At 66.4% G+C, this 20888-nt stretch carries 19 protein-coding genes and 2 tRNA genes; 2 read left to right on the top strand and 19 right to left on the bottom strand.

Annotation, left to right across the window (positions count from 1 at the left end; all coding sequences use genetic code 11):
• Positions 1 to 26 precede the first annotated feature (26 nt).
• Both P7D22_RS10575 and epmA read right to left on the bottom strand, forming a co-directional pair.
• Entirely contained in the window at positions 27 to 1103 is a 1077-nt protein-coding gene (locus P7D22_RS10575) for a lysine-2,3-aminomutase-like protein (RefSeq protein WP_319934195.1), read from the bottom strand.
• Positions 1100 to 2155: an EF-P lysine aminoacylase EpmA gene (gene epmA, locus P7D22_RS10580; RefSeq protein WP_319934196.1), complete on the bottom strand. Its 1056-nt coding sequence runs from the start codon at positions 2153 to 2155 to the stop codon at positions 1100 to 1102. The genes P7D22_RS10575 and epmA overlap by 4 nt, the downstream gene beginning before the upstream one ends.
• A gap of 125 nt (positions 2156 to 2280) precedes the next feature.
• Between epmA and efp the strand changes: the two genes are divergently transcribed.
• Positions 2281 to 2847: an elongation factor P gene (gene efp, locus P7D22_RS10585; RefSeq protein WP_319934197.1), complete on the top strand. Its 567-nt coding sequence runs from the start codon at positions 2281 to 2283 to the stop codon at positions 2845 to 2847.
• A gap of 106 nt (positions 2848 to 2953) precedes the next feature.
• Here efp and P7D22_RS10590 read toward each other — a convergent pair whose 3' ends face one another.
• From P7D22_RS10590 to P7D22_RS10620, 7 genes are all read right to left on the bottom strand, one after another.
• Positions 2954 to 3556 (bottom strand): GNAT family N-acetyltransferase, encoded by a 603-nt coding sequence (locus tag P7D22_RS10590; RefSeq protein ID WP_319934198.1) that lies wholly within the window; start codon positions 3554 to 3556, stop codon positions 2954 to 2956.
• Positions 3557 to 3792: 236 nt separating this feature from the next.
• Positions 3793 to 4923 carry a type III PLP-dependent enzyme gene (locus P7D22_RS10595; RefSeq protein ID WP_319934199.1) on the bottom strand — a complete coding sequence of 377 codons (1131 nt, stop codon included), beginning with the start codon at positions 4921 to 4923 and terminating at the stop codon, positions 3793 to 3795.
• Positions 4924 to 5694: 771 nt separating this feature from the next.
• Positions 5695 to 7023: an MFS transporter gene (locus P7D22_RS10600; protein WP_442916074.1), complete on the bottom strand. Its 1329-nt coding sequence runs from the start codon at positions 7021 to 7023 to the stop codon at positions 5695 to 5697.
• 48 nt (positions 7024 to 7071) lie between these two features.
• Positions 7072 to 7836, bottom strand: coding sequence for an amino acid ABC transporter ATP-binding protein (locus P7D22_RS10605; RefSeq protein ID WP_319934200.1), 765 nt, complete (start codon positions 7834 to 7836; stop codon positions 7072 to 7074).
• A gap of 75 nt (positions 7837 to 7911) precedes the next feature.
• The gene (locus tag P7D22_RS10610; protein WP_319934201.1) at positions 7912 to 9051 is read right to left on the bottom strand and encodes an amino acid ABC transporter permease; all 1140 of its coding nucleotides are present in this window, start codon (positions 9049 to 9051) and stop codon (positions 7912 to 7914) included.
• A 6-nt stretch (positions 9052 to 9057) separates the two neighbouring features.
• Positions 9058 to 10245, bottom strand: coding sequence for an amino acid ABC transporter permease (locus tag P7D22_RS10615; protein ID WP_319934202.1), 1188 nt, complete (start codon positions 10243 to 10245; stop codon positions 9058 to 9060).
• A gap of 79 nt (positions 10246 to 10324) precedes the next feature.
• Positions 10325 to 11338, bottom strand: coding sequence for an amino acid ABC transporter substrate-binding protein (locus P7D22_RS10620; protein ID WP_319934213.1), 1014 nt, complete (start codon positions 11336 to 11338; stop codon positions 10325 to 10327).
• A 255-nt stretch (positions 11339 to 11593) separates the two neighbouring features.
• Here P7D22_RS10620 and metC point away from each other — a divergent pair, with 255 nt between their 5' ends.
• Positions 11594 to 12790: a cystathionine beta-lyase gene (gene metC, locus P7D22_RS10625; protein WP_319934203.1), complete on the top strand. Its 1197-nt coding sequence runs from the start codon at positions 11594 to 11596 to the stop codon at positions 12788 to 12790.
• 34 nt (positions 12791 to 12824) lie between these two features.
• Here metC and P7D22_RS10630 read toward each other — a convergent pair whose 3' ends face one another.
• The 10 genes from P7D22_RS10630 to P7D22_RS10675 all read right to left on the bottom strand — a co-directional run bounded on the left by P7D22_RS10630 (position 12825) and on the right by P7D22_RS10675 (position 20265).
• Positions 12825 to 13160, bottom strand: a complete 336-nt coding sequence (locus tag P7D22_RS10630) for a lipid-A-disaccharide synthase N-terminal domain-containing protein (protein WP_319934204.1) — start codon at positions 13158 to 13160, stop codon at positions 12825 to 12827.
• Positions 13150 to 13899: a glycosyltransferase family 2 protein gene (locus tag P7D22_RS10635; RefSeq protein WP_319934205.1), complete on the bottom strand. Its 750-nt coding sequence runs from the start codon at positions 13897 to 13899 to the stop codon at positions 13150 to 13152. Before P7D22_RS10635 ends, P7D22_RS10630 begins: the two co-directional genes overlap by 11 nt.
• 2 nt (positions 13900 to 13901) lie before the next feature.
• Complete coding sequence (locus tag P7D22_RS10640; RefSeq protein ID WP_319934206.1) at positions 13902 to 14621, bottom strand: phosphatase PAP2 family protein; 720 nt, start codon at positions 14619 to 14621, stop codon at positions 13902 to 13904.
• Positions 14622 to 14704: 83 nt separating this feature from the next.
• On the bottom strand, positions 14705 to 16429 hold the full coding sequence (locus P7D22_RS10645; protein WP_319934207.1) for an ArnT family glycosyltransferase: 1725 nt from the start codon (positions 16427 to 16429) through the stop codon (positions 14705 to 14707).
• An 81-nt stretch (positions 16430 to 16510) separates the two neighbouring features.
• A tRNA-Arg gene (locus tag P7D22_RS10650) sits at positions 16511 to 16587 on the bottom strand.
• A 15-nt stretch (positions 16588 to 16602) separates the two neighbouring features.
• Positions 16603 to 16911: an ETC complex I subunit gene (locus tag P7D22_RS10655; RefSeq protein ID WP_319934208.1), complete on the bottom strand. Its 309-nt coding sequence runs from the start codon at positions 16909 to 16911 to the stop codon at positions 16603 to 16605.
• Between the two features lie 87 nt (positions 16912 to 16998).
• Positions 16999 to 17075, bottom strand: a tRNA-Pro gene (locus tag P7D22_RS10660).
• A gap of 5 nt (positions 17076 to 17080) precedes the next feature.
• The gene (locus tag P7D22_RS10665; RefSeq protein ID WP_319934209.1) at positions 17081 to 18034 is read right to left on the bottom strand and encodes a tyrosine-type recombinase/integrase; all 954 of its coding nucleotides are present in this window, start codon (positions 18032 to 18034) and stop codon (positions 17081 to 17083) included.
• Between the two features lie 172 nt (positions 18035 to 18206).
• Positions 18207 to 18659, bottom strand: a complete 453-nt coding sequence (locus P7D22_RS10670) for a hypothetical protein (protein ID WP_319934210.1) — start codon at positions 18657 to 18659, stop codon at positions 18207 to 18209.
• 823 nt (positions 18660 to 19482) lie between these two features.
• Positions 19483 to 20265, bottom strand: a complete 783-nt coding sequence (locus tag P7D22_RS10675) for a hypothetical protein (RefSeq protein ID WP_319934211.1) — start codon at positions 20263 to 20265, stop codon at positions 19483 to 19485.
• Between the last annotated feature and the right edge of the window lie 623 nt (positions 20266 to 20888).

Here is a 20888-nt window from a genome sequence, read left to right on the forward strand (position 1 = left end):
GGCAAGGCACCCTTCTGGCTGTCGGCTTACGCGGGCCAGCCCGTCTCGGGCGCCGCGTCCTCGTCGACCACATCCGCATAAGCGTGCATCCGCCCGTGCCGGTCGCACACCGACCAGCCGCCCTGCCCGTCCGGCTCGGCCGTGCTGGCGGCCAACACCGCCTTGCCGTGGCCGCCGGGGATATCGAGCACATAGGTCGGTTGGCAGAGCCCCGACACCCGGCCCCGCAACTCCCCCACCAGGGCCCGTCCGTCGGTCACCGTGGTGCGGAACTGCGCCGTGCCCGGGGCCAGGTCGCCATGATGCAGGTAATAAGGCTTGATGCGCGTTTCCACGAAGGCACGCATCAGCGCCTCCAGGGTGGCGGGATCGTCGTTGACGCCGCGCAGCAACACGCTCTGGCTCAGCATGGGAATGCCGGCATCGACGAGGCGGCCGCAGGCGGCGCGGGCGTCTGGCGTGAACTCGCGCGGATGATTGGCGTGCAGCGCCACGAAGACGGCGCCGGGAAAGCGCTTCAGCGCCGCCACCAGGGCGGGCCCGATGCGTTCCGGCGCCACAGCGGGCACGCGGCTATGCAGGCGCACCACCTTGACATGCGCCATGGTGCCGAGCCGTTCCAGCACGGCGCCGAGGCGTCGCGGCGACAACACCAGCGGGTCGCCGCCAGTGAGGATCACCTCCCAGATCTCGGCATGCGCCGCGACATAGGCCAGAGCCCGATCGACCGCCTCGGCATCGAGCGTCCCTTCGCCGTCCGGCCCGACCACCTCCCGACGGAAGCAGAACCGGCAATACACCGGGCACACGTGCAGCAACTTGAGCAACACGCGGTCCGGGTAGCGGTGCACGATGCCGGGCACGGGGCTGTGGACCTCGTCACCGATCGGGTCGAGGCGTTCTTCGGGTCGCGTATGAAGTTCGGCCGTCGTGGGCACGAACTGCCGGGCCAGGGGATCGCCGGCATCGTTGGGCTCCATCAGGGCCGCGACCGCCGGCGTGATGGCCACCGCATAGCGCTCCGCCACGCGGGTCAGGGCCGGCAGGGCCGCGGCCTCGATCAGGCCGGCTTCCAGCAGGGCAGCGGGGCTGCGCAGCGTCACGGGAAAGCCTCCGGATCGACCACCGGCACCCACATGACCTGATCGACCCGCGCGGCGCCGACCGCCAGCATGGCGAGACGGTCGAAGCCGAGCGCGATGCCGCTCGCGGCCGGCATGGCCGCAAGCGCCGTCAGGAAATCCTCATCGAACGGATAGCGTTCGCCGTATCGCGCCTCGCGCAGGTCCATCTCGGCCGTGAAGCGGCGGCGCTGCTCGGCGGCATCGGTCAGCTCGCCAAAGCCGTTGGCGAGTTCGACCCCGCACACATAAAGCTCGAAGCGTTCGGCCACGCGCGCGTCATCGGCACACGGGCGGGCCAGGGCCGCCTCGACGCTCGGATAGCGGTCGAGGATCGTCGATCGGCCGAGGCCGAGGTGGGGCTCCACCCGCTCGGCCAGAATGCGCGCAAAAATGTCGGACCAGTCGTCATCTCCCGCGACGCGGATGCCCGCCCGACCAGCGGCCGCGGCCAGGGCAGCCCGATCGCCGTGCGGCCCGTCGAGGGTGGCCAGCAGGTCGATGCCGGCATGGCGGGTGAAGGCATCGGCCACGGAAAGCCGCTCCGGCGGCAGCGTGGCATCGGCGCTCCGCCCGCGAAACCGCCATAGCGGCTGCCCCGTGACGGCCGCGGCGGTCGCCAGCAGCGCCGTGCAATCGTGCATCAGATCGTCATAGGGCTGCCCCGCCCGGTACCATTCCAGCATGGTGAACTCGGGGTGGTGCAAGGCCGAGCGCTCGGCGTTGCGGAACACCTTGGCCAGGGTAAAGAGGCGCGGCTCGCCGGCGGCCAGCAGCTTCTTCATCGCGAATTCCGGCGACGTGTGCAGGTAGAGCGGATGGGTGCCGCCGCCCGGCCGCACCAGGTCCGTGGCAAAGGCCGCCAGATGGGCCTCGTTGCCGGGCGACACCTGCAGCGTGGCCGTATCGACCTCGACGAAGCCTTGGGTGTCGAAATGCTCACGCACGGCCCGCAGGACGGCGTTGCGGGCCAGCAAGCGCGGCCGTCGATCCTCGTGCACGTGCGGGGCCCAGAACGGGGATGCGGCAGCCAAGGCGGGGTCCTCGTTTCAGTGGACCGTCCCACTGGCGGCGAAGCGAAAAATCGCTATGGTGCCGGCCACCTCGGGAGGCGGCACCGGTGGTTTCCTAACGCCTTCCCCAGCCAAGGACAAATTTCGTGAAAGTGATTGCCAGCTCGCTCCGCAAGGGCAACGTGGTGGAGAAGGACAACCAGCTCTTCATCGTGCTCAGCGCGGAAAGCTTCCACCCCGGCAAGGGCACCCCCACCACCCAGATCGACATGCGGCGCATGAGCGACGGCGTGAAGGTGACGGACCGCTACAAGACCACCGAGCAGGTGGAGCGAGCCTTCGTGGAAGACCAGGAGTTCTCCTACCTTTACGAAGACGGCGACGGCATGACGTTCATGAACATCGAGAACTACGACCAGATCGTGGTGCCGCAGGAAGTCGTGGGCGACACCAAGCCCTACCTGCAGGAAGGCATGAAGGTGCTGCTCAGCGTGTTCAACAGCACGCCCGTGGCGATCCAGATCCCGGCCCGGGTGACGCTCGAGGTGGTGGAGACCGAGCCGGCCATGAAGGGCCAGACGGCCTCTTCGTCCTACAAGCCCGCCAAGCTGTCGAATGGCGTCAAGACCAGCGTGCCGCCCCATATCGCGACCGGCACCCGGGTGGTGATCCAGACCGAGGACGGGTCCTATGTCGAGCGCGCCAAGGACTGAGCCGAGCGCTTACGGTTGATCGAGAAAGCCCGGCCGCTGCGATGCGGCCGGGCTTTTTTGTGCGGTGACCACCGGTGAAGGGGTCTGGAGGGGAAAGCGTTCCTGATCACGCCGCCCGGCGCGAGCCGCGAGCGTCTTCCACCAGGGCACCCGTACCGACGATCCGGCCCCGCGCGCCCTTGAGGCCGCCGGCCGTCAGTTCGAGGCCAAGAAAGCGAGCGCGCTCCACGGGGCCCGGAAGGTCGAACCCTTCCGTCAAGGCAGGGTCGAAGCCGAAGCGGGCGTAATAGGGCGCGTCGCCGACCAGGATGACGCCCTTGTGGCCAAGCTTGCGGGCGCGTCGCAGGGCGTGGTCCATCAAGGCGCGGCCGATGCCGGCCGAGCGCAGGCGGCCATCGACCGCGATCGGGCCCAGCATAAGGCCCGCCCGATCGCCGATCTCGACATCCCAAAGCCGCACCGTGCCGACCAAAACGCCGTCCGCCACGGCCACGAAGCTCAGACCCGACGCGGCGCGACGGCCTTCGCGCAGCCGCTCGCAGGTCTTGCCAAGCCGGGACGGTCCAAAGGCCGTGTCCAGCAACACTTCGCGGGCCGCGGTATCGCCGCCACGCTCGTCACGGATGCGGAACGGCGAAGCGATCAGGCGGAAAGCGCGAAACCAGTCCGCTTTGGCAGTCGACAGGGCAGAAGACGGGGTCGCGTCCATCACCGTGATCCAGGCAAAAGGGAAGAACGGGCGCACACCTGTGAAGGGCGCGCCGCAAGGGTCGCAGGCAGGTGATCGGTTCGCTGCCGATACGGGAAATCGGTACCGCGTCGACGATCGTCGGCCGAGGCACGAGGGACAGCCGCCACATCCCGCGCTCGACGGATGGGTCAGGTCGACCCATCGAAGCCGCTCATCCCCTTCTTCCACCGCAGTGGAAGAAGGGGCTGTCAGGCTCAGATCACGTAGGACTTCAGCGGCGGAAAGCCGTTGAAGCCGACGGCCGAATAGGTCGTCGTATAGGCGCCGGTGCCCTCGATCAGCACCTTGGCGCCGATCTCGAGGCTGACGGGAAGGAGGTAGGGGTCCTTCTCGTAGAGCACGTCGACGCTATCGCAGGTCGGCCCGGCCAGCACGCACGGTTCGGTGGCATCGCCGTCAAAGGCCGTGCGGATCGGATAGCGGATCATCTCGTCCATGGTTTCGGCGAGCCCATTGAACTTGCCGATATCGAGGTAGACCCAGCGCATCGTGTCGGCCTGGCTCTTCTTCGAGATCAGCACCACCTCCGCCTCGATGATTCCGGCGTTGCCCACCATGCCGCGGCCCGGCTCGATGATGGTTTCAGGGATACGGTTGCCGAAGTGCTTGCGCAGCGAGTCGAAGATCGCCTCGCCGTAGCGGCGCACGGCCGGCACGTCCTTCAGGTACTTGGTCGGGAAGCCCCCACCGAGGTTCACCATCTGCAGCACGATGCCGCGCTCGGCCAGATCCTTGAAGACGGTCGAGGCCGCCGCGAGCGCGCCGTCCCACATCAGCGGGTTTTTCTGCTGCGAGCCGACGTGGAACGACAGGCCATAGGCCGCGAGGCCAAGCCGATGCGCGTGCTCGAGCACGCTCGTCGCCATCTCGGGCACGCAGCCGAACTTGCGCGACAGCGGCCATTCGGCGCCGTCCCCATCGCAGAGCATGCGGCAGAACACCTTGGAGCCGGGCGCCACGCGGGCGACCTTCTCGACTTCGGCCTCGCAATCCACCGCGAAAAGCCGGATGCCGAGCTCGAAAGCCCGAGCGATGTCGCGCTCTTTCTTGATCGTGTTGCCGAAGGAGATGCGATCGGCGCCGGCGCCGGTGGCCAGCACCTGCTGGATCTCGACCACGGATGCGCAATCGAAGCAGGAGCCCATGCGGGCCAGCAGGTCGAGCACTTCCGGGGCCGGATTGGCCTTCACGGCATAGAACACGCGCGTGTCGGGCAACGCCTTGGCGAAGGACGCATAATTGTCACGCACGATGTCGAGGTCGAGCACCATGCAGGGGCCGTCTTCACGACGGGAGCGGAGGAAATCACGGATACGATCGGTCATGGCGGCATCCCTTCCGCACGGTTGAACCCGTGCTGGAGCGTCGAAAACAGGGAGGCGGCAACATGCGGCCGTTCCCCGCGCGATGGAGACGCGAGGTCGCTTCCGCTTTGCCAACCATGATCGGTCCAGCCGACAGGGCGTGGTGAAGCCACGTTCCCGGCCAGGAGCCGATCAGATGCTGCGCCGTTGGCTCCTCATTCCGACGAGCGGCACAAGCCGCCTGCGGTCTGGATAGCCATCGATTGGAAAGGAAAACCCCTCCGCACGCCCGGCAAGATAGACAAGCCTCTTCGGTGTTGGCCTTTGGAGGGCCAACGGAGACGAAAAAGCCCGGTCCGTCGTTGCTTTAAGTCGCGTCCCCCATTGCGATGGGGTTCGCCGGTTCGCTCCGGCTATCGATCTCGTTGGCGGTTCACCGGCCTCTTGTCCGGTTTCCCACCGATCGACCACGACCACAGGCACGTGCGATTTGGGCAAGACCGGAGATAGGATCAACGCCCGTCATGTGCAAGTGTTTTCTTGGCTGGTCATCGCCCCTCTGGAGAGGGGCGTAACCTCATGACTTTGTTCAAGGAATTGGCGGTTCCCGGGAGCCCGCTCCTTGAGGATTTCCGGTGAAGGCCGAAAGCCTGGGACCAGCCCCGGAACATCACTCCCTCCGGCCGTCATTGCGAGGCGGCACAGCCGCCGCGGCAATCCAGTCGACGCCGCGGTTCTGGATTGCTTCGCTGCGCTCGAAATGACGACCTGCGGGGATCGGGGCGGATCGGTTTAGAGGGCGGCAGCCCCGCCCTGCGGCTCGGCATCCAGATTCCTGCCCCGCGTTTCCGGCAGGAAGAACGCCGCCACGGTGCCGACCAGGCTGAAGGCCGCGAGATAATAGGCCGGCGCCAGCTTGTCCCCCGTGGCTGCGATCAGCTTGTTGACGAGGTAGTTAGTGCTGCCGCCGAAGATCGACACCGACAGCGCATAAACGATCGACAGCCCGGTGCTGCGCAAGGCGCGCGGCAGCGATTCCGGGATGCCGACAATGATAGCGGCCGCATTGATCGACGACAAGGCCGAGAACAGGAAGGTGACGAGGTAGACATTCACGGCGGTGGGTCGATGCACCAGCCAGGCAAAGGCCGGCACGGCCGCCAGCAGGATGACGGCGCGTGGCCAGATCATCACCGGCCGCCGTCCGACCCGGTCGGCCAGCCAGCCGCCCAGCAGCGGGAACAGGATCGAGGCGAGGCCGAGCGCAATCGGCACCGCGGTCGAGACCGTCTCGGTCAGGCCGAGCGTCGCCTGGGCGTAGACCGGCATGTTGGTGCCCACCGCATTCGACACCGTCGAGGCCGCGATGACCAGGAACATCAGGCCGAGCAGCCGGCCATGCTGGCCCAACAGGCGGCGCAGCACCGCGGCCGTCGAAGCGGAGGCGTGGGGATCCTCGCCGGCACCGGCGGTTTCCGGCAAATGGCTGCGGATCACCAGCCCCACCGGCACCACAGTCAGGCCCAGCAGCACCATGACGCGCCACCCCCAAGCCGCCATGGCGCCCTCGCCGGCCACGAAAGCCAGCCCGGACGCCAGCACACCGGCCAGCAACGCGGCGCAGCCCTGGCTGGCGATCTGCCAACTGGCCACGAAGCCTCGCCGGTCCTGCGGGGCCGCCTCCAACAGATAGGCCGTGGAGGGACCGACCTCGCCGCCGAGCGCCAGCCCCTGGATCAGCCGTCCCACGATCACGATGGCCTGGGCCGGCCAGCCGAGCGTCGCGGTGCCGGGCGTCACGGCCAGCATCAGCATGCCGAGCGCCATCAGGCCGATGGTGAGCAACATCGCGGGCTTGCGCCCGGCCCGGTCGGCCAGGGCGCCGATGACCACGCCGCCGATCGGCCGCATGACATAGCCAAGGCCGAACAGCGCAAGCGAGGCCAACAGGCTGCTGGTCGCGTCCTTGGCCGGGAAGAAGGCTTCACCGATCGGCTTGGCGAAAAACGCGTAGATGGTGAAGTCGTAGAATTCGAGCGCATTGCCCAGCACCACGGCCGCGACCGCCTTGGCTTCGAGCTTGGGCCTGCCCGAAGGACGCGCGGCGGTGTGCAAGGGCATGCGGGTTCCGGATGACAGGGGAGCCGAGGACGGAGGCGGCGCTCGGTCTCAGTGCAGGATCTGGCCCAGAAACAGCTTGGTGCGCTCGTGCTGCGGGTTGGCGAAGAACTCCGCCGGCGCGTTCATCTCGACGATCTCGCCCGCATCCATGAAGATGACGCGGTCGGCCACCTGCCGGGCGAAACCCATTTCATGGGTGACGCACAACATGGTCATACCCTCGTTGGCGAGCGACACCATCGTGTCGAGCACCTCCTTGACCATCTCGGGGTCGAGTGCCGAGGTCGGCTCGTCGAAGAGCATTACCTTCGGGTTCATGCAGAGCGAGCGGGCGATGGCGACGCGCTGCTGCTGCCCCCCCGACAATTGCCCCGGGTATTTGTGGGCCTGCTCGGGGATGCGGACGCGTTTCAGAAAGGTCATCGCCAGATCTTCGGCGTCCTTCTTGGGCATCTTGCGGACCCAGATCGGCGCCAGGGTGCAGTTTTCCAGGATGGTGAGGTGGGGAAACAGGTTGAAGTGCTGGAACACCATGCCGACCTCGCGCCGCACCTCCTCAATGCGCTTCAGGTCGGTGGTAAGCTCGGTGCCGTTGACGATGATGCGACCTTTCTGGTGTTCCTCGAGCCGGTTGATGCAACGGATCATCGTCGACTTGCCGGAGCCGGACGGCCCGCAGATGACGATGCGCTCGCCCTGGCGCACCGAAAGGTTGAGATTCCGCAGGACGTGGAACTCGCCGTACCATTTGTGCACGCCTTCGAGGCGGATGGCGGGCTCAGCGTTGAGACGCGAGTTCGGGACGGCGGACATCGGGCGAACTCCGGGTGGATGGAAGCAGGTCTCCCCACATCCATCAGGGTGAAAGAACGAGCACGGGCCCGTGCTCTAATGCTTGCGGCCGCGGTTGAGGCGGTGCTCGGTGGCGAGCGAATAGCGGGACATGCCGAAGCAGAAGACCCAATAGAAGATCGCCGCGAACAGGTATCCGGTCGGCGAAATCGAGGGGCCGGCCCAGTTCGGGTCGAGCCGTGCGCTTTCGACGGTGCGCAGAAAGTCCGCGATGCCGACGATGGCCACCAGCGTCGTGTCCTTGAACAGGCCGATGAAGGTCGAGACGATGCCCGGGATGACGGTGGTGAGCGCCTGCGGCAGCACCACGAGGCGCATGGTCGGCCAATAGCCGAGGCCGAGCGCGTGGGCGCCCTCGTACTGGCCCTTCGGCATCGCCTGCAGGCCGGCCCGCACGATCTCGGCCATATAGGCGGCCGCAAACATCATGGTGCCGATCAGCGGCCGCAGCAGCCGGTCGGGCGTCAGCCAGTCCGGCACGAAGAGCGGCAGCATGAAATTGGCCATGAACAACACGATGATGAACGGCACGCCGCGCACGAACTCGATGAAGGTGATGCAGGCCGCCTTCACCATCGGCATGTCGGAACGGCGGCCGAGCGCCAACAGCACGCCCAGGGGAAGCGAGAAGACGATCCCCACCACCGACATCAGCAAGGTGATGAGCACGCCGCCCCAAAGGCTGGTGTCGATCACCGGCAGGCCGAGCCAGGCGGCGCCCCGCAGCAGGAAGAAGGCCAGCACCGGATAAGCGAGGAAGAACAGCACCGCCGCGACATTGCGGCGGGGAGCCCCGGTCCACAGCAGCCAGCTGATCAACACGGCGCCGACGACCTCCACGACATCGACGCGCCAGCGTTGATCGATCGGATAGGCGCCATACCGGAGATAGTTGAATTTTTCCGCGATGAAGGGCCAGCAGGCCCCATCCGGATTGGCGCGGCAGAGGGGGCTGTCGCCATGCCAGACGGCCTTCAGCAACGCGAAGTCCACGATGCCGGGAACGATCCAGGCCACCAGAGCCGCAAACAACAAGGTCAGCGCGGTCGAGCCCGGCGAGGAGAACAGGTTCTGCCGCATCCAGCCGAGAGGGCCGCGAGTGGCGCTCGGGGGCGGCAGCGCGGGCGCGCGTTCGCTCTGCAGGTAGGCGGTGTCGCCGAGGGTGACGTCGCTCATGGAGTTCTACCGTTCGACCAGCGCGTTGCGCTTGTTGAAGAGGTTCATGGCAAAGGAGGTGACGAGCGAGATCGTCAGATAGACCGCCATGGTGATGGCCATCACCTGCACGGCGGCGCCCGTCTGGTTCAGCACGGTGCCGGAAAACACCTGCACGAGATCCGGGTAGCCGATGAACACCGCCAGCGACGAGTTCTTGGCGAGGTTGAGATATTCGCTCGTCAACGGCGGAATGATGACCCGCATGGCCTGCGGCACCACCACGAGACAGGTGGTGCGCCCATGCGGCAGGCCAAGCGCGTGGGCAGCCTCCGACTGGCCGCGGTGCACCGACTGGATGCCGGCCCGCACGATCTCGGCGATGAAGGAGGCGGTATAAACCGACAGGCCGAACAATAGCGCCGCCAGTTCGGGATAAATCTGCCGGCCGCCCTGGAAATTGAAGCCCTTCAGGACCGGCACGTTGAAGGTGATCGGCCGACCCATGACAAGGTAGGCCAGCAGCGGCAGGCCGAATGTCAGCGCCAGCCCGACAGTCAGGATCGGGAACTGCTTGCCGGTCTGAGTCTGCCGCAGCCGCGCCCAGCGCGCCATCGCGACGCTGAGCAGCAGACCGGCCACGAGCGCCAGCGCCACCAGCCCGGAGCCGGCACCGAACACCGGATCCGGCATGATGATGCCGCGATTGTTGAGAAAGATGCTGCCTGGAAGCGCGATCGACTGCTTCGGATTAGGAAGCGGCTTCAACACCGCATTGTAGATGAACAACAGAACCAGCAGCGGCGGGATGTTGCGCAGCACCTCGACGTAGACCGAGGCGAGACTGACGACGATCCAGTTGTGCGACAACCGTGCGATGCCGACCGCAAAGCCGATGACGGTGGCCAGGACGATGCCAAGCGCCGCCACCAACAGGGTGTTGCAGAGCCCGACCCAGAAGGCCTGCCCGTAGGTGGATTGGTTCGTATAGGGGATCAGCGTCTGGTTGATGTCGAAACCCGACACCTGGTTCCAGAAGTCGAAGGTCAGCGGGATGCCCCGCTGCCGCATGTTCGATACCGCTTCGCCCCCGGCGCTGATCACCAGGAACAACACGGCGATAACCAACAGCGCCTGATACGCGAAGGCGCGCAGCTTGGGGTCGTTCAGCGCCGAGCTTCGCGCCGGTCGTGCGGTTTCGGCCAGATCGGTCATGCGGTTGTCAGGCTTTCGGCTGCCGGAAGCGTCGGCCGGACGCTCGAAAGCGCCCGGCCAGAGGGATCAGCGCCGCGGATCAGCGGATCGGCGGGCCATATTGCAGGCCACCCTTGTTCCACAACGCGTTCTGGCCACGCTTGATCTTCAGCGCAGACCCGTCGCCGACGTTCTTGTCGAAGATCTCGCCGTAGTTCCCGACCATCTTGACGATGTTGTAGGCCCATTTGTTGTCGAGCCCGAGCCCCTTGCCCTGGTCGCCTTCGACGCCGAGCATGCGGCGGATGTTGGGGTCCTGGGACTTCAGCATGTCGTCGGCGTTCTTCGAGGTAACGCCCGCTTCTTCTGCGTTCAGCATGGCGTAGAACGACCAGCGCACCACGTTAAACCACTGGTCGTCGCCCTGCCGCACCGCGGAGGCCAGCGGCTCCTTCGAGATGATGTCGGGCAGCACCATATAGTCGTCGGGGTTGGTCAGGCGGATGCGCTCGGCATAAAGGCCCGACGAATCGGTCGTGAAGGCGTCGCAGCGGCCCGACTCGAAGGCCTTCAGAGCCACGTCCTCGTCCTGGAAGGCGACGCTGTCATACTTGATGTTGTTGGAGCGGAAATAATCGGCGAGGTTGAGTTCGGTCGTGGTGCCCTGCTGCACGCAGATCGAGGCGCCGTCGAGTTCCTTGGCCGACGATACGTTCTGCTTCTTACGCACCATGAAGCCCTGGCCGTCGTAGAAGTCGGTGGCGGCGAACAGGAAGCCCTGGTTGGAATCGCGCGACGTGGTCCAGGTGGTGTTGCGGATCAACACATCGACCTCGCCCGACTGCAGGGCCGGGAACCGATCCTTGGCGTTGAGTGGAATGAACTTGACCTTGGTCGGGTCGCCCAGCACCGCGGCCGCGATGGCGCGGCAATAATCGACGTCGAGGCCCGTCCAGCCGCCGCTCGAATCCGGAATGCCGAAGCCCGCCAGGGCCGTGTTGGCGCCGCAGATCAGCTGACCGCGGCTCTTCACCGTGTCGAGCGTGCCGGCTTGTGCCCCCGTGGCGCCGACGCACGCCGCCAAACCCAACAAACCTGCCGCAAATTTAAGCATGCGCACCGACGCTCCCTGATCCGACAGGCTTTCGGCCCGCCGAGGCGGCAGGCCCGCCCCCGTGGCAACATACGAAGCAGTTTCCATACCAGGGTCAAGGCCCTGCGGGATCGTGTCCCCTGCTCGCGGCGGCAGAGCCGGGCTCGGGTAAGGGAACCGGACAAGCTGCCGCCTTGGCTTGGTGCTTGACGCGCCAGGACGGGCGGCCGACACGGGGCCGCCGCAAGCGAGGCGGCGACTCGAACGGACGCCGCCATGAAGACGCTGAGCGAAGGCACCCGGGCCGCCCTGCGGTCACGCACCCGGCTGGTGCATGCGGGGCGTGAACCCTTCGAACAGCATGGCTTCGTCAACACGCCCATCTATCGCGGCTCGACGGTGTTGTTTGAAACCACGGATGCCCTGCATGGGCGATCCGAGTCCCGTTTCACCTACGGCACCAAGGGAACCCCCACCACGGAAGCGCTCGAGCGCGCCTGGACCGAGATCGCGGGCGCGGCCGGCACCGTGCTGACGCCGTCGGGGCTGGCCGCCGTGACGGTGGCGTTCCTGGCCGTAACGCGGGCCGGGAGCCACATTCTGGTGACGGATGCGGCCTATCAGCCGATCCGCAAGTTCTGCGACGACGTGCTGCGTCGCATGGGCGTTGAGACCACCTATTACGACCCGGGACTTTCGCCCGACGGCGTCGCGGCGCTGCTGCGTCCCGAAACCGCCATGGTGTTCGTCGAGGCGCCGGGCTCGCAGAGCCTCGACATGCAGGACGTGCCCGGCATCGTGGCGATGGCCCATGCCCGCGACGTGCCCGTCGTGATGGACAACACCTGGGCAACCTCGCTGTTGTTTCCGGCCCACCGGCATGGCGTCGACATCGTGATCGAGGCCGGCACCAAATATCTGTCGGGCCATTCGGACCTGCTGCTGGGGCTGACCAGCGCCAATGCCCGGTATTGGCCCGCCTTGCGGGATACCTTCGACGCCTTTGCGATGTGCGCCGGCCCGGAGGACGTGTTCCTCGGTTTGCGCGGGCTGCGCAGCATGGAGCTGCGCCTGCGCGAAGCCGAGCGGCAAGGGCTCGCGATGGCGCGATGGCTGCAAGCACGGCCGGAGGTCGCCCGCGTGCTGCACCCGGCGCTGCCCGAGTTCCCCGGCCACGCGATCTGGCAACGCGACTTCGCGGGATCGAGCGGCCTATTTTCGGTGATCCTCATGCCCGCCGCCGACGCTGCCGTGGCGGCGATGCTGGACGGGCTGGAATTGTTCGGCCTCGGCTATAGCTGGGGCGGCTTCGAGAGCCTGGTGGTGCCGTTCGACTGCCGCTCCTACCGCACCGCCAGCGCCTGGGCGCCGGGCGGCCCGGCGCTGCGCTTCTCGATCGGGCTCGAAAACGTCGAGGACCTGCAGGACGACCTCGACCGCGGCTTTGCGCGGCTTCGGGGCGAAGCCGCCTGAAGGATCAGGCCGGCTGGGGCGAGGCCGCCTGAGGTCAGGCCGGTTTGGCGCCGGCGCGGCGGCGCGACTTGGCGATCAGCACCAGATTGCGCAGGTAGATGACGTTGGCGAAGACCTGGCCCAGGATGATGATCGCATCGCGGCGCTCCAAACCGTAGACCAGCGTCATCAGCCCGCCGACGAGCGACAGCACCCAGAAGGCGACGGGAACGACGCTCTTGCCTTCGCGCTCGCTGGCGATCCACTGCACCATGAAGCGGCCGGTGAAGACCAGTTGGGCCAAAAGCCCGAAGGCGAACCAGAAGTCGAATTTCTGGACGAACACCTCGTAAAGGAACTGGCCCGTCTGATTGGTCCAGTCATACAGCACGGGGCGGACTCCCGACGAGTTCGGGGATCTTCTTGCGGCGGCGGATGAGCCAGCTCGCCCCCGCAAGGTCCGAGATGCCAACCCACAGCCGATCGAAGAAGCCATAGTTGGACACGCCGCTCAGCCGCGGCCGGTCCACCACGTCGATCAGCGAGATCGCATAGCCGTCGCGACGCACCAGCGCCGGCAGGAAGCGATGCAGCCCGTCGAAGAACGGCAGATCGAGGTAGACCTGCCGGGGAAAGCATTTCAGGCCGCAGTTGGTATCACGCGTGCCATCGTCCAAAAAGGCTTCACGCACCACATTGGCGACCTTGGATTGCAGGCGCTTGAAGGCGGTGTCCTGCCGGCCGAGACGCTGCGCCGCCACGAGGCCGCAATGCGGGCCAGCGTCGCGCAGTTCGGCCACCATGCGAGGGATCGCGACGGGATCGTTCTGGCCGTCGCCATCGAGGGTAGCAATTATGGACGCGCGCGCCGCCTTGACGCCGTTGCGCACCGCCGCGGACTTGCCGCAGGAGCGCACGTGGGTCAGGTGGCGCAGCCAGGGCCGGGTCGCCTCGAGGCGTTCGAGCTCGGCGCCTGTGGCATCGCTCGATCCGTCGTCGACATAGATCACCTCAAAAGGTCCGCCCGCCCGCATGGCGGCCTCGATCTCGTCGACCAGCGGCGCGATGTTGCCGGCTTCGTTGCGGACCGGCACCACCACGGTGACGCCGGGGATTTCGGATTCGGACATCGTCATGCTGCCTGCCCCGTGCCGCAAGCCCGCAGCCGCAAGGCCGACCAGATCACGCCGCGTCCCTTCAGCCGCACCACACCGTCGCGGCGCGTGAAGGCGATCGACCGATTGGCGAAGACACCCGCGATGGCAAGCGTGGTCACCACGCCGAGCGTTGCGCCCGCCACGATGTCGCTGGCGTAATGAGCCGCCAGCACCACCCTGGCCAGAGCCACCAGCATAGCCAGGCCGAAGGCCGGCACGCGCAAGCGCGGCGCAATGAGCCCGAGCGCCGCCGCGAGCGCAAAGATGGAGGTGGAATGGCCCGACGGGAAGCTCGCGAGGCTCGCCTTGATGGAGAACAGGTCGAAATGGAACGCGTCGAGGCTGCCGATCGCCTTGGGACGCGCGCGCCCGACCACGTGCTTGATGATCTGCACCGCGATGCCCGACAGCGCCACGGCCGCGAAAACAAAGAAAGCCCGTTCGCCAAGCAGCCGCAGCAGCGACCGCCGCTTGTGGGACCGATACCGGCGAAGCGTCAGGAAGGCCGCCGCAGCGATCAGGCCCGACAGGCCCAGCATATAGCCCGACAGCCCGATGTCGCTGAACACCTGGGCGATGGCGCGAAGGTCGGGCGGCGTTTGCAGGGCGAGCCGCGCCACGGGAACATCGACCAGCAGCGCGCAAAGCACGCACACCACCGTCGCCAGGGCGCAGATCATCGCGATCGTGGGCACAGGACGCAACCGTGGCGGACCCTCGGCCAGCACGGATCCTGGCGACCCAGCGTCGAGGGGGACGGAAGCAGGTGGCCGCGTCGTCATGGCTGGCTTCTCTGCCTCACATAGATGCCGATGTCGAGATGCTTGCCGCCGTTGATGGCTGTGCCGGCCACCCGGCTTGCCAGGTGGACGCCCGCGAGGTCGCCGAGCGCCGCCCGGAAGGCCGCTTCCGTGCGGGCCTCCACGAAGGCACCCCGGCAATCCCCACCCTGCAGAAAACGCGCGGCGCCCGCGGCATCAGTGAGCTGCAGGCTCGTGCCCGTCAGGAACACGAGGCTCGGCTCATGATCGCCGACGCTCGCATAGGTCATGCCGGCGCACTCGGCCGGCGTAGCCTCGCGCCCGGCCAGGGCCGTGTGGCGTGACACGGCCAGTAGCGGTGATGCGGCCGGCGTGAGCAGGAAGCCGAGAACAAACAGGTTGACCACAAAGGCGGCCCCCACGGCCGCCATGGCGGCTGGCGCGAAGGCCCCGCGCCGGACCTGCACCCAAGCGGTACCGGCAAGCGCGGCTGCGGCCACGGTGGCCAGCAGCCCGAGCACCAGCGCGCCCGGCGACAAGGCGTCCCACAAGAATCCGTGCCCGAATGCGAGCACCACCGCGAGGCCGAGGGGCAACAGCCCAAACAGGATAGCCAGCACCACGGCCCCCACCCGCCCAGGCTTGCCCGGCGCCCGCAGCGCGCCGGGCGCTTCCAGCACCAGGGCCGCCAGGATCGCCACGGCCGGATAGGTCGGCATGACGTAATGGGGCAGCTTGGTGGTGACGATCTCGAACAACAGCCAGGTCGGCACGATCCAGGCCAGCAGAAAGAACACGGCCGGTTCGCCGCGGCGGCGCCAGGCGCCGGGCGCCGCCAGCGCCGCGAAAGGCGCCATCGGCCAGGCCGTAGCCCAGAAGGCCAGCAGATAGGTGCCGGGCGGCGCCCCGTGCGATTCCTGCGCCCCGCCGACCTTGCCCAGCATGTCGTGGCCCACCGAATCAGCCAGGAAGGCGCCATGCGTTCGTACGAGGATCAGCCCCAGCCAGGGCAGCACCAGAAGCAGCACCCAGGCGAGGCCGAGACCGGGCCGCAAGGCGCAGAGCCAGCGGCCCGAACGGTCACGCAGCACCAGCGCCACGACCGTAAAGGCCGGCACCATGGGGGTGATCGGCCCCTTGACCAGGATACCGAGGCCGATCGCGGTCCAGAACACGGCCGGCAGCCACGGCGCGACGGCGGGTGCTCCGCGATCGCGGCTGCCGAGATAGATGCGCAGCAGCGCTCCCATGGCCCAGACCACGGTGGCGCACAACACGGCATCGGTCTTGGCCAGATGCGACTCGACCGTCAGGATCACGGTCGCGGCAAACAACAGCGCGCCCAGGAAAGCGGCCCTGCGTGTCGTCACCGCAAGCCCGACCCAATAGGCACCGAGCACGGCCAGGATGGCGCCGAACAGCGACGGCAGCCGGTAAAGCCAGATGGTCCGCCGCGCGTCCGCGACCCCGAGTGCCTGGCCGAGCGAGACCGCCCCGGCCTGCAGCCAGTAGATGCCGACCGGCTTCTTGTTGCGGGCCTCGTCCTGGTAGCGGATGTCGACGAAGTCGCCGGTTTCCAGCATCTGCTTGCTGGCCTGTGCGAAGCGGGGCTCGTCGCGATCCATCGGCGGCAGGCTGGCCAAGCCCGGCAGGTAAAGCGCCAGGGTGGCCAACACCAGCAACAAGGCGGCCCAGCGCCGGCGAGGTGCCGCGGGATCTGCAAGAACGGAGGAGATGGTCACATCATGTCTTCTGGCTGAAGGGCCGAACGGGATCGAACCGCCGGACCCCGAAGCCGCGGCCTCCAAGGGCCGACGACCGATTGGCGACTCCGGCAGGATTCGAACCTGCGACCTGCCGCTTAGAAGGCGGCTGCTCTATCCAACTGAGCTACGGAGCCCGGTTTCGCCCAGGATCAATGCGTCCAGGCGCCCGTGCGGGTGGACTTGAAGTTGTCCGAATAGGAAAGGCCCCGGCGCACCGGATCGGGCTTCGGCTCCTCGACCCGATAGGCGATGCCGAGCTTCTCCACGAAGGCCACGGCGTCTTCCCTGCTGTCGAAAGGAATCTTGATCTGGGACGACGTTTCGTTGGAGCTGGTCCAGCCCATCAGCGGCTCGATCTCACGCGCCACGGTGCGCTCGTATTCGAGCATCCAGGTCTTGGTGCGCCCACTTCCCGACGACGTAGCGCCTTTGGCCGGCTTGTAGATGCGTGCAAGCATATCGTCGGCTACCCTGACCCCGTTCCGTCTGGCCCCGGCGGCCTTCGCCGATTGTGCCTGAAATTCGTCGTGTTGCAAATCGGTGCGTGGTCGGGGCAGCAGGATTCGAACCTGCGACCTATAGTTCCCAAAACTATCGCGCTACCAGGCTGCGCTATACCCCGTACACTCAGGATTCCGGCTTCTTACGCCTTTTGGGTGGCGAAGACTTCGGCTCCTGTGTTGTCACTGTGTTTTTATATGTGCGACGCTTGCCCCCGGCAAGTGGCGAATGCTTCTCCATCTCCTCCTGCAATCCCGCCGTGCCGCCCTTCGCGTACTGACGGTGGACGACCTCAGAACTGTGCCCCGCGATCGTCATGCGATCCTCTTCGCTCATCCCCGAGTCGCGCGCAAGGTGCTGGAATGTGTGTCGCAGGTCGTGTAGCCGAAGCTTCGGCAGGCCGGCCCTCTTGCGGATGCCGCGCCACCCCTTCTGAACGTTCACGTACCGCTGCCCGGTGTCCGGGTTGACGAAGACGTGATGCCCATCCGGGGCCCGCGGCACCGCGCCGATCGCCTCGAAGACGACCGATGACAGCGGGATGGTGCGTCCGACGCCGGTCTTGACGCGTTCCGGTCGCAGCCGGATGCGACGTCCGTCGAGGTCGACCTCACCCCACTCGAGGCCCAGCGCCTCCTCGTGCCGCATGCCGGTGCCCGCGACGAGCAGCACGAAGCGGCGCCAGAACGGGTCGCGATGCGTCGCTGCGGCGGAGAGGACGCGATCAAGCTCGTCGCGTTCGATCGACCGCGGTCGATCGGTCACGTCCGCGAGGTCCTCCTTGGGCACAAGCCGCACGGCGTTGGGATCGGGCTTGCCCTCGAAGTCGCTCGACCCCGTGACGTAGCGCACGAGCGACGCCAACGCGGTCAGTTGACGCCTGATCTGGATGTCCGGTGTCCGCCTCTTGGCCTCCCGCACGTAGGCCGTCAGGTTCTCGGTCGTCAGGTGGGCGATCCGGTCGAAGCCCCGGCGCTCGAACCACGTGACCGGGCCCGCGAGCATTTGCGCGTAATGCGAGGCCGTCGACGCTTTGATGGGCTTCGCCCGCCGTTGCGCCCCGTCGATGAACGCGACCACGGCTCCTCGCAAGGAAGTGGAATGCGCCGCCTTCGAGCGCGCGTTGACCTCGGCACGAAGCTCGTCACCTCGCGCCTCGGCGGCCTGCCTGTTCTTCGGGGTCGACGGGATCTCGGTCGATAGGCGGTGCTCCAGACCGTCAGCGTCACGGAATAGCACGTACCAGTAGATGCTATCTTTCCGCTTGTAGATTGGCATGCTGCTCCCTCCACATTCCCAATGACACCCGCACCCAGTGTCGGATCACGCCTCGCGGGGGAGCCGCCGACGCCATAGCGGCGCCGTCCGGGCCGACCCCCTCCCCTACGTCGTGGAGAGCCGCGAGGCGCCGCTCGAACTGCCGGGACGCGACGGAGTCTGCCTGAATCGACGCGGGCGTCACGGACGGAACGCTCCGTGCGATCCCGATCCCCTCCCCCTTCGGCGGCCACTTGCCCAGGACCCAGGCCCGCAGCGTCGGCACGTGGACGATCCAATGACCGTCTGGTCCCTTCTCGGCCGAGGGAACCAAGCCTTCGACAAGGCGCCGCTCGACCGTCTTGCGCGAGATCAGGTGCTCGAGTTGCGGCAGCAAGTCCTTCAGCCTCGCGAACTCCGTAAGGCCGAGATCCTGCCGAACGGTCATGCTTCCTCCGGGGCCCACGTCGCGGACGAGCATCGGATTCCGTTCTTCCCACGTCTCGAGCCCTCGTCGGTTGACATTGACGCCTGGGTGATTGCGGAAACGTTGCCGGCTCTGGGAAGGCCAAGATCAGGTTAAGAGACCATCACCAAAGTGCGCGATTCAAACGATCTCACTGAGACCGTGTTCGAGCCCGATGCTCGTTTAATTGAAATATATCTTTTGATTTTAATTTCAATAGCAGCGATCAGTTCAATCCGGGGAATGTCACCGGCTTCGAGCAACCTCTACGCATAAGCTCGGCATCGACGCGGGACAGTGGAGCAGGAGCGGCTCGTGACAGATCAGGCATCAGGCCGACATCACGGAACAACGATTGATCGAAGTGGTAGATTCATGGGTTCTGCTTACGCGCGGCCTCCCGATCGACTCAGCCGCCAGATCCGCAAAGGCCGCCAACGGCATCGCGACCTGTCCTGATCAAGATGAGCCGTACGCCTGATCGGTCCGCAGAGGACCGGCTGCGATGATCTGACTACGGACCTTCGCTCGCCTCGGAGGCGAACGGCATGCACCCCCAATAACGTCAGCACGACGCATCACTCGAGCGCCTTCCCAAGCGAACGTCCCGCTCGCATGAGGCGACGGTAGCACCCTAGCTGGCGCTCGCCGGTTCCGCGTCGGCCCCGTTCCGCCGAACGGCGACAAATGGTACCTGGTTCAAGCGGAAGCCCTTCGAAGCCCGCGACGCGTCAGGCTTTCCGGCTTCAATGCGCCAACGTCCGTTGCGCGCCAACAACGCAGGTCGGGCAACGGTTGCACGTGATCAATGCGACCGCGACGAGATGGTCGGGGACCCGGACCCGTTCCAGCGATCGAGTTCGGCGCGGATGGCCACTTCGCAGACGAGGTAGACCCGTGCGTTGTGCTGGTAGGACGCCCTCCACAGACCGACGAGGCAGTTGACCTTCACCACCGCCTCCCTGAGATCGGACGCGCGCGTGAGACAGATCAGGACGTGCACGTTCCTGCAGTGCTCCTGGCATCCCCACCCCCTCTCGTCTCCCGCGTCATGAAGGGCGTCGAGATGCTCCTGCGCGACCTCGAACCTCCGCACGAGCCCGAGCAGAGACGTGGGGTCCGACGTGTCGGCCTCGGACGGGTCGAATAGGTTGGCGCAGATGAAGGCGTCGATCTCGAACTCGGTCTCCGCATGCGGCTGCGCCCTCCAGAACCTAGAGGTCCCTCGCGGCCGGTCGAAGGCCTTCCGGCCCTCGACGATGCTGCGCGCGACCGGTCCCATGGGCAATCGCCGGGATCGAAGGGCCCTGGCCAGGATCGCGTCGCGTTTCGCCCGGTCACTGGCCGTGTCAAGGTTCGCCATCGTGAGCGACACGCAGAGATGGTCGCTGCGGAGGAGGAGCTCGTCAGCCGCCTCACCCTGCGCCCCACCGTACAACGTCTCGTACCCCTCCCGAAGCGCACCCACGGCGTCGATCATCTGCGCGAGCGCGGTAACGTTCTTCTTGGCCCCGTCGGCGTACATGGCGAGCATCTCCGCCGGGATGACGGCTAGTTCGGCGGTTATTGATGTGGGTTCCTCAATCATCCTAATGCTCAACCTCCTTCTCGGCCATCTTGTCGCGTCGTCTCGCCCGACGGATTTCCCAATTCGGTAAGCCTCGCAGCTGGCTCCCCGAACGTTGTGCAATGGCCTGCGATTCACATCAATCCTGCCGAGATCGGAGCATCCGCTTTGAATTAGGTCAACAAGCGTTCAGCCAGAGATGAAGGTTCTTCCGCTTCAGGAATGAGAATACGACTCCGATGAGCATGCCTACGACTGGACACCTGACGAGATGGGCGCCGCCGAACTAACGACTTACTTCCGCGGGCTTGCCCGGCATTCCGCGATGCTTCCAAGACCGAGTCCGCGAGCACTCCGACGGAAAACAAAACAATAATGGCGGAATGCCCGAACATTCGAGGAACTCCGACGCTCTCCGGCGGTGCTCCATCAGATAATTTTGGAGTTCCGCCGATGAAAGTCACCGCTCCTACAAGTCCGCAGTTGCGTTCCGTCGCTCCGCCGCGCCTGCTCAACTAAATGAGTGCGGGTCCGGGGTACGCGTTCGACGAGATCCGGCTCGCGTGACAGCGACCTTATGGCTCGATGCTAGGCCGTGTGGACGGAATGTGCGTAGTTCAGAGACAGTGGATTCCCACGGAGCC

It is taken from the genome of Lichenihabitans sp. Uapishka_5 (assembly GCF_033947565.1).
Classification (GTDB): Bacteria; Pseudomonadota; Alphaproteobacteria; order Rhizobiales; family Beijerinckiaceae; genus Lichenihabitans.

Excerpts from the sequence above, each read along its gene's own strand:
- metC (WP_319934203.1), top strand. The coding sequence starts at position 11,594 with ATGAAGACGCTGAGCGAAGGCACCCGGGCCGCCCTGCGGTCACGCACC.
- P7D22_RS10595 (WP_319934199.1), bottom strand. The coding sequence starts at position 4,923 with ATGACCGATCGTATCCGTGATTTCCTCCGCTCCCGTCGTGAAGACGGC.
- P7D22_RS10615 (WP_319934202.1), bottom strand. The coding sequence starts at position 10,245 with ATGACCGATCTGGCCGAAACCGCACGACCGGCGCGAAGCTCGGCGCTG.
- P7D22_RS10590 (WP_319934198.1), bottom strand. The coding sequence starts at position 3,556 with ATGGACGCGACCCCGTCTTCTGCCCTGTCGACTGCCAAAGCGGACTGG.
- P7D22_RS10675 (WP_319934211.1), bottom strand. The coding sequence starts at position 20,265 with ATGATTGAGGAACCCACATCAATAACCGCCGAACTAGCCGTCATCCCG.
- P7D22_RS10635 (WP_319934205.1), bottom strand. The coding sequence starts at position 13,899 with ATGTCCGAATCCGAAATCCCCGGCGTCACCGTGGTGGTGCCGGTCCGC.
- P7D22_RS10655 (WP_319934208.1), bottom strand. The coding sequence starts at position 16,911 with ATGCTTGCACGCATCTACAAGCCGGCCAAAGGCGCTACGTCGTCGGGA.
- P7D22_RS10670 (WP_319934210.1), bottom strand. The coding sequence starts at position 18,659 with ATGACCGTTCGGCAGGATCTCGGCCTTACGGAGTTCGCGAGGCTGAAG.
- P7D22_RS10600 (WP_442916074.1), bottom strand. The coding sequence starts at position 7,023 with ATGCCCTTGCACACCGCCGCGCGTCCTTCGGGCAGGCCCAAGCTCGAA.
- P7D22_RS10605 (WP_319934200.1), bottom strand. The coding sequence starts at position 7,836 with ATGTCCGCCGTCCCGAACTCGCGTCTCAACGCTGAGCCCGCCATCCGC.
- P7D22_RS10610 (WP_319934201.1), bottom strand. The coding sequence starts at position 9,051 with ATGAGCGACGTCACCCTCGGCGACACCGCCTACCTGCAGAGCGAACGC.
- P7D22_RS10620 (WP_319934213.1), bottom strand. The coding sequence starts at position 11,338 with ATGCTTAAATTTGCGGCAGGTTTGTTGGGTTTGGCGGCGTGCGTCGGC.